8 protein-coding genes are annotated in these 18,815 nt (G+C 57.1%); all 8 read right to left on the bottom strand.

The window, feature by feature from the left end:
* Positions 1-49 precede the first annotated feature (49 nt).
* Entirely contained in the window at positions 50-391 is a 342-nt protein-coding gene (locus tag DW136_RS08920; RefSeq protein ID WP_117637166.1) for a 4Fe-4S dicluster domain-containing protein, read from the bottom strand.
* A gap of 7 nt (positions 392-398) precedes the next feature.
* Complete coding sequence (locus DW136_RS08915) at positions 399-1,487, bottom strand: nickel-dependent hydrogenase large subunit (RefSeq protein WP_118289450.1); 1,089 nt, start codon at positions 1,485-1,487, stop codon at positions 399-401.
* Between the two features lie 5 nt (positions 1,488-1,492).
* A complete protein-coding gene (locus DW136_RS08910) occupies positions 1,493-2,191 on the bottom strand; it encodes an NADH-quinone oxidoreductase subunit C (protein ID WP_118289449.1) in 699 nt (232 codons plus the stop codon).
* Positions 2,191-2,763: an NADH-quinone oxidoreductase subunit B family protein gene (locus DW136_RS08905; protein ID WP_118289448.1), complete on the bottom strand. Its 573-nt coding sequence runs from the start codon at positions 2,761-2,763 to the stop codon at positions 2,191-2,193. Before DW136_RS08905 ends, DW136_RS08910 begins: the two co-directional genes overlap by 1 nt.
* 12 nt (positions 2,764-2,775) lie before the next feature.
* Entirely contained in the window at positions 2,776-5,658 is a 2,883-nt protein-coding gene (locus tag DW136_RS08900; RefSeq protein WP_118289447.1) for a proton-conducting transporter membrane subunit, read from the bottom strand.
* A gap of 180 nt (positions 5,659-5,838) precedes the next feature.
* Positions 5,839-6,219, bottom strand: coding sequence for a helix-turn-helix domain-containing protein (locus tag DW136_RS08895; protein ID WP_118289446.1), 381 nt, complete (start codon positions 6,217-6,219; stop codon positions 5,839-5,841).
* A 730-nt stretch (positions 6,220-6,949) separates the two neighbouring features.
* Positions 6,950-17,740 (bottom strand): hypothetical protein, encoded by a 10,791-nt coding sequence (locus DW136_RS08890; protein WP_118289445.1) that lies wholly within the window; start codon positions 17,738-17,740, stop codon positions 6,950-6,952.
* A gap of 40 nt (positions 17,741-17,780) precedes the next feature.
* Positions 17,781-18,725, bottom strand: a complete 945-nt coding sequence (locus DW136_RS08885) for a hypothetical protein (RefSeq protein ID WP_118289444.1) — start codon at positions 18,723-18,725, stop codon at positions 17,781-17,783.
* Positions 18,726-18,815 lie beyond the last annotated feature (90 nt).

The following is an 18,815-nucleotide window of genomic DNA, read 5'->3' as shown; positions in this document are numbered from 1 at the left end:
CAAGCGCGGGGCCGGCGGGGCAATTTTGCCCCGCCGGCCCGTCTACGCGTTATTCCGGCTTAGTTTCTACCGTGGGAGTCTTGTCCGCCGCAACCGGAGTACGGGCGGTGTCCATAGTCAGGCAGTGCTTGGGGCAGCTCTCGATGCACTCGCCGCACACCACGCAGGCGTACGGATCAATCGACCACGTTCCGCCCTTGCGATCGACCGCAAGCGCACCCGCCGGGCAGCGGCGAGCACACATGCCGCAGCAAATGCACACGTCCATGTCGTTGACGATGTGCCCGCGCAAGCGCTCGGGCGCCGTCAGCCCCTCCTGCGGATAGCACACCGTGACCGGCTGCTTGACCATAGAGCCCAAGGCCGTCTTGGCAAATGTCAGCAAACTCATGCCGCGCCTACCTTTCCGTGCAGCTAATGCAGGGGTCGATGGTCAGGATGATCATGGGCACGTTGGCAAGGAGCACGCCCTGCAGCGCATGCGTCAGACCCGCCAGGTTCTGCGACGTCGGCGTGCGCACGCGGAAGCGGTCCAGGTTCTTGGTGCCGTTGCCGCGCACATAGTAGTACGCCTCGCCGCGCGGCTGCTCAATCACAACCTCGCCGCGCGCGCCGTCGGCCGGCGTAAGCTTGGTGCGCCCACCGATACCGTCGTGCGGAATCTTGCCCGCAAGCTCCTTAATGATGTCCATGGCCTGCGTGACCTCGGCACAGCGCACCTGGCAGCGGGCATAGCAATCGCCATCGGTGGCGACAACCGGCTCAAACGCAGCCAGGTCCGCATAGGCACCGTCGCTAAACATGCGCACGTCGTAGTCCACGCCCGAGGCGCGCCCAAACGGGCCGACCATCGACAGATCCAGCGCGTCCTTCTTGCTGATCACGCCCACGCCATGCAGGCGCTCGCCACAGCTGACGTCGTCCAAAAACGTATGCACCAGGGCCTCGTAGTCGGGACGCATGGCATCGAGCGTCTGGACAATGCCAGCCAGCTCGGAGTCCTCAATGTCGTGCTTTAGGCCGCCGATCTCGTTAATCGAAAGGATCACGCGGCCACCGCACGTGCTCTCGAAGATCTTGAGAATCTGCTCGCGCAGGGTCCACGAACGATAGAAGAGCGCCTCGAAGCCAAAGGCATCGGCGAGCAGGCCCAGCCACAGCAGGTGCGAGTGGATGCGCGAAAGCTCGTGCAAAATGGTGCGGATATACTGCACGCGGCCGGGCACCTCGATGTCGAGCATGCGCTCGCAGGCGCTGGCATAGCCGCAGCTGTGACCCACGGCGCAGATGCCGCAAATGCGCTCGGCGATGTAGCCAAACTGATGCATGTCGCGCTTTTCGGTGAGCTTCTCGAGTCCGCGGTGCACAAAGCCGATCTGCGGAATTGCCTCGATGACGCGGTCGTCCTCGATCACCAGGTCCAGATGAAGCGGCTCGGGCAGCACCGGGTGCTGCGGGCCAAACGGAATAACGGAGCGATGTGCCATGGACCTTACGCCTCCTTTTTCTGCTTGTCGCGGGCGGCCTTGGCGGCAAGCGCCGCGCGAACCTTGGCCGCCTTCTCGGGATCCATGGCGGCGAGCTTTGCTTCCAGCTCGGCAGCCTTGAGCGCGGCCTTGGCAGCGGCATCGTCATGCTGGGCATCGGAGCCGGCAGCCGCAGCGGGCTGGGCGGCAGCAGCGCCCGCAGCGCCCTCCCCTGCAGCAGCCGCAGCGGCGGCCTTTTCGGCCGCGGCCTTGCGCGCCTTGGCCTCGGTAGCGGCACGGACCTTCATGGCTTTCTCGCGCGCGGCCTTCACCTCGGGCGTGATAACGCTCATGGGCTCGGCAGTCGAAACCTGGTAGAAAAAGCCCTTAAAGTCGATCTGCATGTCGGTGATGGCAAGACCAAACAGGTCGTGCGCTTCGTTTTCAAACGGGAATACCGCCGGATAGTACGAGCTGATGGACGGAATCTCCTGGTACTGATCAATCCCCTCAACCACCAGGTTCTCAATCGCATAGCTGCCGTCCTGCGCGATATGCTCCTGAGCAGCACGAACGTTGATAAACGTATAGAGCAGGCGGTACGTGCCGTTGTCGACGTTGCGCTCGGCATGCATTTGCACAAAGCGCGCGCCGACGCCCTTAAGCGCCTGGACATGCGACAGGAGCTCCTCGATCCCGACGGTGGTGTAGATTGCCTTTTGCATTACTCGGCCTCCTTTGCAGCGGCGGGCGCGGCAGGCGTCCCAGTGGCCGTGTCGCCGGCCCCCGCAGCCACAAACCCGTCCTCGCCCAGCTCAACGCCACCGTCCCAGGTTGCGGCGCCGCCCACGGTAAGCGGGTCACCGCCAGTGCGCATCACGGCCTCCTTCTGGTCCAGGATGCCGCACGCCTCCACGATGGCATCGATCACGGTCTCGGGGCGAATGGCGCACCCGGGCGCGTACACGTCCACGGGAATCGCGCGGTCCACGCCGCCGATCACGTTGTAGGCATCGCGGAACACGCCGCCCGAGCACGCGCAAATACCGCAGGCCACCACGCACTTGGGCTCGAGCATCTGGTTGTAAATCTGGCGCACGACGGGCAGGTTCTGGGCATTGACCGAACCCGTCACCAAAAAGATGTCCGCATGCTTGGGGTTGCCGGTGTTGACCACGCCAAAGCGTTCCGCATCGAACAGCGGCGTGAGCGAGGCCAGCACCTCGATATCGCATCCGTTGCAGCTCGAGCCGTCGTAATGAATGACCCACGGCGAGCGCGACATTTTATGATCCATGGATGCCGCCTCCTAAATAAACACGTCAACGAGGATGGGCATAAGGTTGAGCAGGCCAAACACCAGCGCCACGCCCCATCCGAGCCTAAAGCAGCTGCGCCAGGTGCTGCGTGCGAAGGTGTTGTCGATCAGGACCTCGACAAAATACGTCGCGGCCATCACGACCAGGGCAACCACCCAGCTCACCGGGTTGTCCCAAACAAAGAACATGCCCACCCACATCAAAAACAGCACGGTCTCGCACCAGTGCATAAGGGTCATCTTGGCCAGCGTGCCGCCGCTCATCTCGGTGGCGACGCCCTGGACAATCTCCTGATGCGCGTGATGCGAGTACGAAAGGTCGAACGGCGACTTGCGTAGCTTGATGGTGAGTACCGCAAGCAGCGCCAAGAAAATGGGCGCACTGTACGCGATGATGGGGGCCGACTGCCCGGTTACGGCGATGGAGTCGAAGCTATCGGTGGCGAGATACAGGCCCACGCTCATCAACAGAACGGCGGGCTCGTAACTCATAACCTGCAGCAGCTCGCGGTCCGCGCCGACCTGGGCAAACGGGCTTTGCGTCGAGGCGGACGCCAGCACCACAAAGATCGCGGCGAGCGTCACCATAAAAGCGCACAGCAGCGTGTTGGAACCCGACACAAAGATGCCGCCGCCCACCACGGTAAAGATGAGCGCGCACGCCATGTAGGTATCGTCCATGGTGTTTACGCTGGCAGGGGCCTTGCGCAGCAGCTTGGCAACGTCGTAGAAGGGCTGCAGCAGGCGCGGGCCCACGCGGCCCTGCATGCGGGCCGAAAGCTTGCGATCGATGCCGTCGATCAGGCCACCCACAAGCGGCGCCAGCAGGGCAAACACCACGGTGCCAATAAAGATGCCCACGACGCCCGAACCTTCAAAATACTTACCGCGCAGCACCGAGGGCGCGCTCATGGCAAGTCTCTCGGGCCCAATCCACGCGCAACACAGCAGCGCAAACAAGATAATGCTGCAGCACACGACGCTACCCACGGGGCCAATACGCTTCTCGCCAAGGGCGTCCTCCGAATACCAATTGCGCTTTTCGGCCTTCACCTCGTGTCCCATCGAGCCGCGGAAATGGCGATATTTGTCGGTTCCCACGCCCGAAAGGTACACGTTGACGTGCGGCTTATTGCTCACGCGGAATGACGTCAGCAGCACCACGGCGATAAAAGCCACGATAACCACCATCAGATACATGGCGTCCTTGCCAATAACGTACGGCACGCGGCCAAACACCATGGCCAGGTAAGGCGACACCAGACCGCTCGAGATGAGCGGGAACGCCACGCAACACAGAATCAGCAGCGCGGCGATGGTGTTGAGCGCCATCCATTCGGTCTTATGGACATTGACCTCCACGTTTTGGGCCGTGGGGTCGACGCCCGAAAGCTTGGCGAGCCACTTACCCCAGAAGAAGAACGTCGCGGCCGAGCCAAAGGCCAGCACCATGATCATGAGCACGTTGCCGGTCTGCGCAAACGCCACCAGGGCGCCCCACTTGGACACGAGCATGCCAAACGGCGCCACGAACATGCCCATGATGCCCAGCATCATCAGGCGCGTCAGGTGCGGCATGCGGCTGAACATACCGTCCATGTCCTCGATATTGCGGCTGCCGATATGATGCTCGGCCGTGCCCACGCACAGGAACAGCAGCGACTTGGCCACCGTGTGGAACAGGATCAGGAAGATGGCCGCCCATACGGCCTCGGGCGCGCCGACACCCAAGCAGGCACTGATGAGGCCCAAGTTGGAAATGGTGGAGTACGCGAGCACGCGTTTGGCGTTGCTCTGCGAGATGGCCATGAGTGCAGCGAGCAAAAACGTGATGGCACCCACACTCGTGACCATAAAGCCGGTCACGGGGTAGATGGCATAGAGTGGGCTCAGCTTGACCATCAGGAACACGCCGGCTTTGACCATGGTTGACGAGTGCAGCAGGGCGCTCGTGGGAGTGGGTGCAACCATGGCACCCAACAGCCAAGTGTGGAACGGCATCTGTGCGGCCTTGGTGAGCGCGGCGAGCGACAACAGGATGACCGGCATCACCAGCAGCGCGGACTGCGCGGTTCCGGTGCCGGAAAGCTCGATCATGCCCGAGATGGTCAGCGGCATGCCGTTAACGTGCAGATACATAAGTCCGGCCAAAAACGCGATGCCGCCCAGCATGTTGAGGATGATTTGGGTAAAGGCGTTCTTGATGGCCTCGGGCGTACGCGTGTAGCCAATCATAAGGAACGAACACACGGTGGTGATTTCCCAGCCGCAGAACAGCCACTCAAGGTTGTCGCTCGTCACGATGGCGAACATGGCCGAGAGGAACAGGAACATGAGCGCCAGGAACTGCGGGCGACGGTCGGGCGCGGTCTGCCCGCGCAGCGCGGCCTCGTGCTCGTCATGGGCCTGGAAGTCCTTCATGTAGCCCAGGGCATACAAGCAGATTAGACTGCCAACGATGCCGACGGCGAGGACCATGATCACGCTCATGTAGTCCAGGTAGAGTGGCGTTGCCGTGACGGCTTCGGCCGCGGGCAGCGTCATGGCTGCAAAGGCGAGCGAGCCCACCAGCTGGACTATGCCGAGCACCGTGGTGAGCGCGTTCCTATATTTGTACGCGTTGTACAGGATGACAGCGCACAGGATGACGTCGATAACGGAACTGATGATCGAGAGCACATGCGAGGTGCCGGGGGCAACCTCAAAGCTCTGCGGACCCGTGCCAAAAAACATGACGGCGACTACAACTGTCACCGCCATAATAATGCCGGAGCCTATGAGCCCCGCCGCATCGCGGGCGCGGTCACCGCGCGCGAGCAGCATGCCCAGCGCCGGTACCAGCGGAAACAGGGTAAGGAAATACAGTAGCGTCATACCATCACTCCCCCATGCTAAAACGCTGCAATTGTTTAACGTTATAGCTCAATTGAGGAGTAGCGGCGGCGGGTTTTCGGTCAACTGGGGAGTTTTAGGCGTACGGGGTAAGGGCACGCCCGCATTGGAGCAGAGGGGCGGCAAGAAAAATGCGCCCCTGTGGGCGCACCATCCCATTCGCTATTCCGCCTTTTTAACGCGCGGCTTATCGGCCAGCGCGGACTCACCGCTCTCGCGATACTGGCGGCACCAGGCCTTGACCGAAGACTCGCTGGGGATCTTGTGCTTGATCATGGCCTCGCGAACCGTCAGGCCGTTTTCCAGGCGATCCTTTACCACGGCGAGCTTGACGTCGTACGAATACGTGCGGTGATGCGAACCCGCGTTAAGCACGGCGTCGGCACCGCCCACGGCGTATGCGCGGGCCCACTGACGAGCCGTGGCCTGGGGAATGCCGAGCTCCGCGGCGAGGGCACGATGACCGACCCCCTCTTGGAGGACCTCGACGGCGCGCTGCCTAACCTCGGGCGCATGCGTGCGAGTCCTAGTTGCTTCTGACATACCTGCCACTTCTTAGCCTTAACCGTTAATCTGCTTTCTTACGTGCATGTTAGATAGTAGCATTTTGCTGTTCCCGCGTAGCAGTTAATCGAAAATAGCAACGGCGGCATCTGGGCATTTGCCATTTATTTGCGACAGTTCTTTACATTTAATTTACGCAGCTAGTTAGCTCGCAGCTCATTGAGCGTGTTTTACCAACCAGATTGGTATCTTTTTGTTTCGCTTGGTATGGTCTTCATAATTATTAACCCCTCTAGCCTCTGGGCTAGCATGTCAGTCTTCCGCGTACTTTCCAGCTTTCCACTTAACATTCCAGCTTTCCACTTAACTTTCCAGCTTTCTACCCAGCTTTCCACCTTAAGTGTTAAGTTAAGTGGGAAGTTGGAAAGCCTGGTGGAGGGGTCGGGAGAGCTAAAACACCTTTCTCCAACGGCGGCTGGACAGTTAGTTCAGATACGTATTTTTCTATGCTGATAAAGCTGCGCTATGGTCCCCGGAGAGGGTTCTTTGGCGACTCATTGCACGCAAATCGAGCCCAGATAGCTACCGAATCCTAGTTTTGAGCCCCTTTCTTCCCCAAAACGAGCGCCGGATGCGCCTGCTGCGGTCTGGAATTATACGTATCTGAACTAACTGTCCAGCGGAGTCCAAGACTGGGATCGCGCAGACTAGAAAGGGGGCGGCAACCGGGTGGTTGCCGCCCCCTTTGCGAAGCCAGTTGGCTTCGGAACTAGTGGTCGATGCCGTTGAGGTTCACCCTCGTGAGCGTATAGGTCACATAGTCGGGCGATTGAGGCTTTGCGCTCGCCACGTCACCCTTAACCAGGCTCGCTCTCATCACCAAGCGATAGTTCGCGTAGAACTGCTCACGCTGTTCAACCTGCGTGTTGACCTTAACGGTAAAGGGCAGGCTAAACGTCGTATTACCGTTCTTCGTTTTGAACTTGCCGTTCTCCTTCGAGTCAGTGAAGGTGATCGTGCTACCGGAGGGAGCGACCGCGGCAAGCTTACTCTCCGTCACTGTTACGTAGTTGGAGATATCATCCGTTACGCTCTCATACGTGCCGTCGGTTCCGCGGCGCTGAAGCGCGAGCGTAAACACAACAGAGCCTGCGTTCGCAATTGCCTCGGCGGCGTTGCTGAGTCCACCCAGTTCATACGTGGCACCCAGGCCTATCGTGCCATTCGCGATCGGACGTAGGTCGTCCACGTTAATACCAAGCTGCGACTTATCTGGCGCAGAAAGCGTAATGGTCGTATCACCCGTGTCCATGCGATAGTACCCGACGTTACCGCGCTTCGTCTGCGTCAGGCTCGAGGTATTAAGGCCTTCCTTACGCGTTGAAAGCTTGGCGGTATAGGACATCTTGGTACAGGCGTCCTCGCCAGACTGCTTGGACAGGGAGATAACCTTGTTGCAGCCGTCCGGCGTAAGGCGAATCTCTTCCACTACCGTACGCACGGTAAAGGATCCGCCCGTTGCACGCTTGCGGATTCCGGCGAGGTCACAATCGAGCTTGAGCTTCAGCGAGTCATCGCCCGTATCCGTCACGGTCTGCGTGAACGCAGACGTCGAAGAATCACACGTCGCCCAATCTTCGCCATCCCACTTATAGTTCTGATTGTCGATGGCAACATAGAATTTAGCAATCGCCGAGGTTCCGCTCGGGAAACTACTCACCCCCGTCAGGGTATTGTTGGCGCCATACTTGCACAGTGACGTATCGAGCTGATAGAACAACGAGTCCGAGTCAGCATAGTTCTGACTTGGGTTAAACGTAATTTTGTCGGTAACGTCAAGAGAAAGAACGTAGGCGGCGCCGTCCGTCGACTTCGAAACCGGAGTGCGCGCCTCCGACTCCCCGTCGTTAACTTCCTGCCCGTAATTGGACAAGATGCTGTATGTCGATGCCGTACCGTTTTGATTATCGTCGCCACCGGTGCGCAAGACGTAATGCAGATTCCAAGATATGCGGGCACCCGAAGAATTCGAGTCAATAGACGAAGCCGTAAAACCGTTGATACTAGCTTGCGTCACGCCGTCGCCCGACTTGGGCACGTTGACAACTAGGTAGACGCTCTCCGATGCACGCTTCTCTCTGCCGGTATCCTTCTCCTTGGGTACCTTTAGCGTATAGCGACTGTTGCTGGGAACGTCAGCACCCGCAACCTTAAACAGCGTCCACTTGCCATCGAGTTTCGCTTTAGCGGTCGCCTCTGCCTCGTTATCACACACGGTCCATGTGCCGGCGCCATCCTGCGTGGCCGACACACCCAAGATCTCGCTCAGCCATCGCTCCTGATATGGATTGCCCGCAGAATCCTTAAAGCCGTCGTTTCCGCTCAGGGAAACGCTCGTTGCTCCGCCTTCGCCCACCGTATAGTGATACTCTCTGCCACCGGCCTTGCCATCAACGTTCGCATCGATGAGCGTAAGCTGGGTGCCCTGGGGCAACCTTCCGTCGGCACCATTGAAGAGGATACTCTTGCCGAGCCCCTTCATCGAGCCGCCAGCAGCCATATAGCTGTCCCAGCCAAAGTCGACTTCCTTCCCATTGGCAGAATTGTATGTCCAGGTAAGCAGACCCGTCATCGGCTCGCCAAAGCTCGTAAGCACGTGTGCATCTTTTCCAAGGTTAGCGTAGTCTTTTTCTTTAAATTGAGTGCCGTAATCATACGTTGCAGTGAAATCGATCTCGAGCTTGCGCTTAACGATGATCGGCACCTGAACGTTGTAGCTCTGACCCGCCTCGGTAAAGGTAACGGTCAGGAGCGTAAAGCGACCTTTGCCGTTGTCCCAATCGGAGCTTGGGCTAAACGACATATTGTTCTTGCCATTGTTCACTACGCGAAGCGTGGGATTGTTCGACGCGTCACCGTCTTTAACGAACACACCGTCCTTGAGTTGGAAAACCTCTGCTTTGGCCGTCACGTGCGGATTGGTGCCATTCTCGTTATTCAATCTGCAGGCATCGGAGAAGCCGCCGTTCGTGACGATGTTTAGATAGCTCTTGACCGTCGTGTTGTCGTTGCCAGAGATCACCAAAACGGGGAAATCCGCTGTGGCTTGGTTGCTGCTTGTATCATTATTCGAATTGAACTTACTGGCCACGGATGAGGCATCGTAGCTCGACTTATTTTGATAGGCGCCGTTGTCATTAATGCCGCCGATATTCGTGTAGGTGTAGCGATCGGCAACACCGGTGCCTGCCTCGCTCTGGACGGTCGCCGCGGTGTCGATGGTGGCGCCGTCGCCAAACAGGTAGCGATCGGTGGTGTCGTTGTCGGAGGCACGCGCCGCCAGCGTGCTTACGGGGCTCGTGGTCACATACGGGCTCGCTGCCGTGGTGGCGGTATTGTCCGCGCCGTAGAGCGTGATCCCCTTGTCAGGTGCTTCCAGTGTGTCGTTATAGTCACCAAACGCGATATACGACTTCATGTTTACGGCGGCCGCATTGGTCGTGTAAACCATCGGCGGCAGATCACGCGTGGTCTTGCCGTTGCCGAGCTTTACGTTCACGCCCGCTGCGGAGAGGCTATAGCCGTTTGTGTCAACCTCGCCTAAGAGCACGCCCTGCTTAGAGCCCAATTTGTAGGTATTGCTGTCCATGAGCACGTTTACCAGATGGAACTGGCCGCGTCCGTCGCCCGCAATGCCGCCGTTGGAGGTTCCGCCAAACGTTGTGTTAGATACCTTTGTGTTGGTGACGTTGATGACGTCGGCACCGCTGTTAATCGCGCCAAGTAGACCGCCGCTCCACCTGCCCTTGATCGTGGCGCACTCAATCGCGATATTGTTGCAGGCTATGTTCACATTGCTGAAGTAGTAGCCGATAAGTCCGCCCGAGCATTGGTCGGTGCCGGCAATGTTGATATTCTCGACGCTACAGTCCTCAAACCAGTACGTGTTGGGGCTGCCACTGCTCGTGACCTCGCCAATCAAGCCGCCCGCATTACGGATGCTATTGTTCGTTCCGGTGGCATCGCCGATGATGGCGCTCTTGGCATCGCCTCCGGCATCAATGCGCACGTTGCTTATAGAAATAACGCCTCTATAGGCGCTTCCGACCACACCGCCGGCGCCCATGTACTTATCGGTGTTCGACCCGGTGGCGAGTACATTTACCCCAGAGATGACTGCCGTGCTCGATGCGACGGCTTCCGTGATGCCAATTTTGGTGTTCACCGATACGTTACTGGAGGTATAACCGAACACGCCGCCCACGTAGGGTGTTGTTCCCGTGGCGGTTATGGTCGAGTTTTTGCCAATAGTCTTCTCGTATACCCCCGTGGCCGCGGTTGTCCACACGCTGCACGGCGAGGCGATCGCACCCACATAGCCACCGACCTTCTTCTCGCCCGTGACGTTAAGGCCGGTGTACGAGCAGTCGTAGAGCTGCACAGGAGAGGACGTTCCCCCATAATTCACAATCGAACCGTTGGCGCCATCGGTGCTGCGCGACATAAGGCCAGCACTTCCAATGAGGCCGCCAGCCGTGCAGCCTCCGACTACGGTGCTGTTAGAAATGCCGACGTTTTTGAACACGCCATAGGCGACCTCGCCCGAACCTCCCTGGTTTGCAGTTGAGCCCGCAAGGCAGCCGACTCCCACCGAGCCGCTATTTTCATTGCTCGTCGACTTGGACTGCTCTACCCCGGTCGAAGATACATAGGTAAGCGAAATGTTGCAGTCGCTGAAGTTGAGATTGTTTACGTTTGCGTTGTCATTCGCTTCGATGCTTCCCTTATTGAATGCATTCGAGTAGAACTTGATAGTGCTGAACAGGCCGCCTACGCCCGCCACGCAATAGTCGTCATCCACGTATTCGCGCGCGTTGTTTGACACTTTGATTGTTGCGCCGTTGCCGTTGACAGTGGCAATGCCCGGAGTAATGAAATCTTTATCATTTACCTTTTTGTCGGTCGCACATGCATTTGAGTAATAGCGGCCCGAAAGACCCAAGAAACCCGAGCCATACTTCCTCATGTCATAGTCATGGGTCTTGCCTTGCTCAAACTCCAGGTCCATGCCGCAAACGCCCATCGCGCACACATAGCCCGTGCGCCAATCGGTCGCGTATTTCTTCACCAAATAGGGCGAATTAATATCTTGTCCGTCTTCGCCGTTTAATGGGCCTTGGTATTCCTGGTTGCCTGGCGCCTTAAGGTCGTCATTGATCGAGATCGCGAAATCGCCCTTTGCTGCTTCAGCAGGATTTCCAACCGCAGCATACTGCGCATTGCGAACCTTGCCATACCGTTCATTTCCGAACTTGTATCCCGTTGAGGGAATGGCGCCTTTGACGCTACTGCCCTCATATGCATGCGACCCGCGGTACGTGCCTTTGTCGTCTTTCGAATCGGTGTGAGCAGCACCAGCGCCCGCGCCGCTATTGATGATGGCAGACAGCACGAGCAGGCCCTGTCGATCTTTGACTGTAGTTTTAGGAGCCTTGTTGTTTTGCTGGCCGGCATCCCAGCTGAATTTCACGTACGTATCGGTCGTGGTTACGCAGCCGGTGTCATTCACATCAAGCTTGTTGATCTTGTAGTTAGAGTCTCCGTTCTCAACGTCGCATCCCTCGCTAAAGGCATAGCCATCAATCACACGACCAACGTAGGGGTTGTCGTACAGCTTGAAGTTCGCACCGCCTTCTCCAGCACTTTTGAATTTTGTTTTAGTTCCTGCTCGCCAAGATGCCTTCGACATATTACGGAAAATCACGCCGCCGCCCGCAATGGCGCCGACGTAGCCGCCAATGGGAACAAGATGCGGCTTAGTTCCGCCACCAGCAACCGTAAACCCGGTTGTAGGGCTATCGGCCGTCGTCCCATTAACGACCACGCCATCAATAATGTTATCGCCGCCAAGAATGCAGCCGATAACGCCGCCGAAAAACGCCGTCGGAACACCATCCGCATCCTTGGCAGAATAAGTAATAGTCGCTTGTGCATCCACATAGCGAATGTTCAGGTTGCGCACCACGCTGCCATAGCTGTAAGGAATAAGGCCGCGTAATGAGCCAGTATTGTTTTTGATTACAATCGTTGCAGCCGTGCCGTTCACGTCGCCAACGATGACGCCGCGGAACGGGTATGCCGAGGTGCCGAATCCGGCGAACGCCGAGCCATCGAGCTCAATTGTGTTATCCGCATCCGACTTGGGCTCAATGCTGTAATACGCACTTTGCAGATACCGACGCATTGTATCGTCGGAAAGCACATCATTGGAGTCGGTCGCGTCGTCGACCTTCTTCTCCCACTTCTTCTTGGTGTCGTTCGTCTGCTTATAGACATAGGTAACTTCATTATCGACGCTGCCCCCGTTTCGACGTTGGCAAAGCGCCGATTGGTCCTTTACGATAGTAACTTCCCAGCCGTCAAGAGCGGTGCCGTTGTTGATGTAGTTCGCCGCCGCATTGAACTCCGATGCCGAGGCAATCGCGTACGGGTCGCCATAGGTGCCGCAACCCATCGTGAAGTTAGGAATGCGCTGGTTGACTTTGATTTCGTGGTACTGAACGCCGTTCTCGGTGGCTTTTCCCTTGGCTACATAGGGAAGATAATTGCTGAACCGTTGTGCTTCAACGTTTGCCTTCTCGGCATTATCCGTCTCTACCAAGCCTTCATCGGTGCCATACGTCACTTCGTCGTAATACCAAAGCTGCTTGCCAGTGTATTCCTTGCCTTGGGCATCGATTTCGCTTCCGTACGTCACATTACCGGCCACGGCATCGGCCTTGGTAAAGGTATAGTCCGCAGTACCCGTGGTTGTATAGCCAAAGCTCTCCAGCAGGCTCGCGTGGGTGAAAATCGTATTGCCCTTCTGGCTAGGCAGGCTTATTTGCTCAAACTTTGCTGTGACCTGATCAGAATTCTTGTCATAGCCCAGATAGCCGAACAAACTTGACGCCGCGGTTTTATTGACGCCAGAATTGTCAGCATATTTAGACGTCGTTACATTTTTGACATCCAAATTGACGTACCTTGTTATGGCGTTTATCAGCAGCGGCGCATACTGCTTGTCCACCGCTCCGTCGACCTGCAGGCCGTTGAGCTTCAGTGTGTCAATTGTGATCGCTGCCTTCTTATCGCCAGATGCTCCGTAGGCACAACGAAGTACGAGCGCACCCGATACACTCTTGGGGTCAAGTCCTTTTGCGTCATCATTTTTAGCTCTGCCCACTGTTCCTGAAAGCGTTACGCTGCTAACGGTGAGGCTCCTGTTGCCAATCGTTCGAATAAGACCGCAATGCATATTCTCATGCTGAGTAGCCGAGTCGTTGCTTTTATTGCCTTGCTGTTCATCTTTTATTTTCGAATAGCAAAAGATGATCTCTACGTTTTGGATGGTCACATTGTTGTCGCTAACATTTGAGGGATAGTAGCTATAGCCCGTCAAATCGATAGTGACCGGATTGCCGCTCTTGGGGCCGATTACGTTATTGGTAAAAATCTTCTCTTTGTCACCGGTAAGATACGTACATGTCGAACTTGGGGCGTATTTCCTCGCCGCCCACAAAACAAGGTGCTCGGGCGTATTCATTACAGACGCATTGAGGTCTTTCACCCGAGTCAAAGCCCTGTCCAGATTGTAGTAATAGCGAACAGACCCGTTCGTTTTGTGATCCTCGCCCTCGCCGAAAACCGTTCGATTTCGATAGCTATTGTCCTTGGCGGGATCCCCGCTCATGTCTAACGTATCAGCCTGGGTATGAAGCGAAACGATCGCATTGCAGCCGTTATCCATCAACTTGCTTCCGGGCTTCACGCCATTAGCGACCCATTCATCAAACGTCGTTACCTTTGGAGCGACAATGGACGCCCCGCCCACAGCATAAGCGGTTTCCCAACTGGCCTTGTCTTCCAGATATAGGCCAGTGTAGGAGATTTCGGCGCCAAAGCTATTGGCCGAATCGGACGTACTGCCTCGAGCAATAAGAGCGCCAAGCGTAGTGGCGCTCTCGGTATTGAAAGAAGCGCCCGCAAAATTGACAGCGTAGTCATTAATGATCCAATGACCGCTCGTGGCATATACAAGACCGCCGACCTCAACTGAGCCATTCGCAGTCACAGTAGTTTCATTCGTCTTAAGAGCGTAGGGCCTATCGTCGGAACTCGCAGAGGAATCGCCAATGGTAACGATGGCGTTGCCCCAGCTGTAGCCCAGAAGGCCGCCGGCGCCATGGTACTTGTCGCCGTTCTTGCCCACGGCCATATCGAACGAGTCGTATGCGAGCCCCATAATGTTGACGTTCTTGACAGCCGAACTGACTATCTCCTTTTTGACATTATAGGTACTCTGAACAATACAGCCGATAAGGCCGCCGACTTGGGCGATCTTGCCATCGGCACAGTCACCAGTATTGATTGAGCCACCAACTTCGAGGCTGGTCACATTGAATGTCGAAGTTACATCACCCACATAACCGATGGCGCCGCCGATGCGGGTGTCGCCCCTGAGCGTATTGCCTGTAGCAATAGCCGTTTGTGCTTTGCTATTGCCACCGAAATCAACGCTTGCAGCCACCGATACACTACCCGCAATACCACCGATGTTCGCATCGTTACCGAACGTATCATCACACGTGATCTTTGTCTCGCACGCTACGCCCGACAACGTCAGTTTCTCGTCGGCGGTGCCCGTAATTGACGCCGCAAGCGAACCGGCATCGACGCTGAGGCCGTTGTCGAATTTCATGAAGCCACCGATGGTGAGGTTGCTCACCTTCGCGGCACCGCCAATGGCATTGAACAAGCCCAGACGACCATGGCGGTAAATCTTACCGTTGCCGTCACTCGTATCGCCGGCGGCAAGCGTCTTCCCGTCGCGCGTGCCATACGGCTCACCGACGGCAAGGGTTACTTTATGATTATTGCCGTTGAACGTTCCCGAAAACGATACGCCGTTGTTCAGGCTGTCAAGGCCAAGACCCCCAATGCCCGTGCCCGACAAATTGACATCGCAGTTCAGGTTGATTACCGTTTGGCTCCCAAGAAGGTCAGCCATGTTTGAGGTCGGGCCAAACACGCCGTTATACAAGCCGCCGGTCTGAATCGACAATGCTAGGACAACAAAATCCTGTATGTCGTCGATGTCGAGCGTGTGGTCCTGGTTCCACTTGTCGCTGTCGGCGCCATTTACATAACCAACCTGCCAACTATAGTTGGCCGATGAAGGGCCTTCAGGCTTATGCGTAGTTTCGTTGAGCTGAATCAGGTTCCATTTTAGCTTCGATCCGTCGAGCCTTACGACCTCCCCATAGCCCTTAGAGGCATCTTGGGCTCCGCCAAGATCATCAATCTTGGGTGCATCCTTACACCGCTTGTATATCCAGTAGTCTTTTTCATTGGAATTCGTCGGCTCGCTGTCGCTGCCCGTGCCGCGAGCGAACACAAGCGACGGATAATCGGAACGCACCATGGCTATTTGCGCGGTAGCATCCCCCGCGCCAAAATGCATGTTGGAAAAATCGGTTTCGCCCCCAAGGCGTATCGTGGCCGTCCAGCACTCTGCGGCAATGCCAGCGCCCTTGGCGATGCTGCCCTCATTGCTCACGGTAATCCCGTTGACATCCGCGACGCTGTTTTTGTCGATGCAGCCGACCGCTCCGCCAAAGCCGTTGCTCGTTGAAGCGACCTGGGTGCAGTTGACCGTAGCATTATTAATTTCAAGCGCGGCGGGCATAGCGGACGTACCAAGCCATCCAACAATGCCGCCAGCAAAATATGGGCTCTTAACGAGCGAAAACTTAGTCGTCACGCCTTCAACTTTCAGAAGGCTTAGAGGACTCGTCTCTTCGGTCGAATTCGCAGCGCCGCTCACAAAGCCAATAAGGCCGCCGAAGGCAGCATTACTGGCATCGTCCCCAAACGTGCTCTTGAATGAGCCGTCCTTGAATGACACAGAAACGCTTGGATCGTCCAGCGCCAGCACGCCGAAAACCGAGCCGGCTCCGTCAACCGCGCCCTTTACATGCGCCGCGCCCGCAAGCGTAACGCCATTACCCGTATCGATTTGGTTATTGCCAGTAAACTCAACCGACTGAATAAAGCTGACCTTGCCTATAAAGCCGCCGGAGATTTTGCTATTCGAATCGCCAATACGCTCAGGACACGCCACCTTTGCGCCCTCAGATTGCGAAAGGCTCAGGTTGGTCGCTTGTCCGATGAAACCGCCGCTGGCGGAGGTGCTCTTGACGGCGAGCGCGTGTAGGTCGAGAGCCTCCGTGACGTTGACCATGGCACCCGTGCTCGAGCCAACGAGTCCTACAACGCCACCGGCGGAGCCGTTCGTAGACTGGACGGTGGCGGTGGGAACGTTTGCCAGAGTGCCAATGCTCAGGGTCGCACCGTCCTTGACTTCGCCTACGAGCAGGCCAGCGTTGCCAGAGCTCGTTTTGACGGCTCCGCCTGAGGTCAGATCGTTGGGGAACGTGACGGACTCAACCGTCAAGCTCCCGCTCTCGACCGTGTTGGCAATCAAGCCAATGTTGCCCGTCGCATTCGCGTTGAGATTCTTTCGAGAATCGGTGAGGCTATAGGTAACGTTCGCAGCAAGGTCGCCCGTCGTCGCACCCAGGAGGGGTGCCGTCAAGGCGGAAGTCGTATCCTTCACATCAACGTTCACGGGTTCCACGATGTCAACCGACGCGATGAGTGTCTTGCTCGCTTCGCCGTTTTCCGCACCGCTGACCTTCGAAGCGACCATCGGCGCGCTATAGCTAGTCGCGCCTACCCACTTTATCTTGACCATATTGTTTTGGTCGGTCAGCTTGAGGCTATTAAAAACCGTCCGATCAGTCGTGAGCTCGACGGGACTATCAGCGCCATTCAGCGACCTATAGATCCTGCCTTCAAACGGATGCTCATCACTGCCAAGACCCTGGAAAGACATGCCGTTATTAGCCGACTCGGTGAGCTTCGCATCGCCCGTGATGATAACCTTGATCTGCGCATCATAGTAAAGCGAAGCGTCGGCGTTAGACAGGACGGCGAACGCCTCCGACGACTTGACATCGAGGCTTCGGATTCCGCTCTCGTCGTCTTTGCGCACGATGCTTTCCGCGCCGTTCTTCTCGAGCAGCTCGACGAGCTTATTCAAATCCGTGATCGTCGCACCCGCCTGGGCCTCAGCGTCCTCCGAAGTCGCATCATCGGCATCTTGCTCGGCGTCGTCAGCGGCGGCATCGTCAGCGGCATCGTCGCCTTCCGTCTGGTCGCCCGTGGAATCGGAACCCGTGGCGCTATCGGTGGTATCGCCTGCTGCAGCGTCATCCTTCACCGCGTCATCCCCAGCACTGTCGCTGTCGGCGCCGGTATCACTCGACCCAGACCCGATCGTGACATCGCCGTTGGTCTCGCCGCCCTCGGCAGTATCCAACGCCTTCGCAGATGCGGCAGCAATCTCGTTCGAGATGTTCTGCCAGCCTGCCGCCACAGCAGCCACCGTGGGCGAGCATGCTTGGAGCACCATGACCACCGTCATGAACTCTGCGAATATGCGCTTTGCCGTTCTCATCGATTCCGTACCTCTTATCCTAAAAACTCTGCTTCCAGAGTTATTGAGTCTCCGTCGTGCCCGTCAGGGTAGTTCCACTCACGCTAATGCCCAGGTCACCCCAGCCACCGGGCGTTTTGCCGTCCGCTCGGTAAAAGTTGACGACCATCGAACCCGGCTCCATGGTGAACGTAGCCTTGCGAGCTGCAGCATCCACCGTCGCGCCATGGTTGATCTCAAAGAACGGGTCGATCTCCACGTTCTCCCCCCACCTAAGTTCGACGTTTGTCGGTGCGCCCGTAACCGTCACGCGGTAGTTGTACGCAGCGTAATCAGCAAACTTGCCAGCCTCATCGACCAGCGCGCCCTCGACCGCCGCGGTCTTGACCTCGGCCTTCTTTGACGGCACGACTTTCGCCGCCAGACAGGTGAGCTCGGTGCCGGGGCTCTCCTTCGAAACAACCATGGCCTTAATCACAAAGTAGGCATGTCCCAACTTGTCCTCAGGGAAAGTCACGGTGTAATCGTTTTTGGTAGGCTGATTCTCCGGAAGCTTGACGTTGCCGGCGGGTTGGGGCGCATAACTCCACGTGGTGCCATCGAGCCCATACCCCTCGACCGTTAAGGTATACGTCACGTTTTTATCGTTGCAGAAGTTGCTGTTGCTCAGCAAATAGTTATAGATGCTAAAGGTGAAGCTGCACTGCTTGTTGTTGGGATATACCGTAACGGAGCGCTGGGCGCGGGCAAGCTCGGCATCGCCGGGCGCGCTCATGTAGCCCGTGAGCAGGTCGCTCGCAAACAGGCTCTGAGCGGTGCCTGTCGCGGCGACGGACTTAAGAAATCCGTTGGCGATGTAGGCGGAATAGGTAAAGTAACCACCCGCCACGAGCGCCACGGCACAAACAAGTGCGATTGCTGCCACAACCAGCTTATTCTTGACTAGGCTTTTGCTTTTTGCCAGCTGCTCGCACTCGGCATCCTGCTGATTCTCTTGCTTCTCCATGTGCGCCCCCTCTCCTACTTACCGCTCGTGTTGCGCGCTATCAGGTAGAGGTTGATTTCCGATCTCAGCCGAACACATTGAGCAAATAGG

It is taken from the genome of Collinsella sp. AM12-1, assembly GCF_003472325.1.
In the GTDB taxonomy this organism is placed as follows: Bacteria; Actinomycetota; Coriobacteriia; order Coriobacteriales; family Coriobacteriaceae; genus Collinsella.
This window is presented reverse-complemented; position numbering and strand designations above follow the sequence as displayed.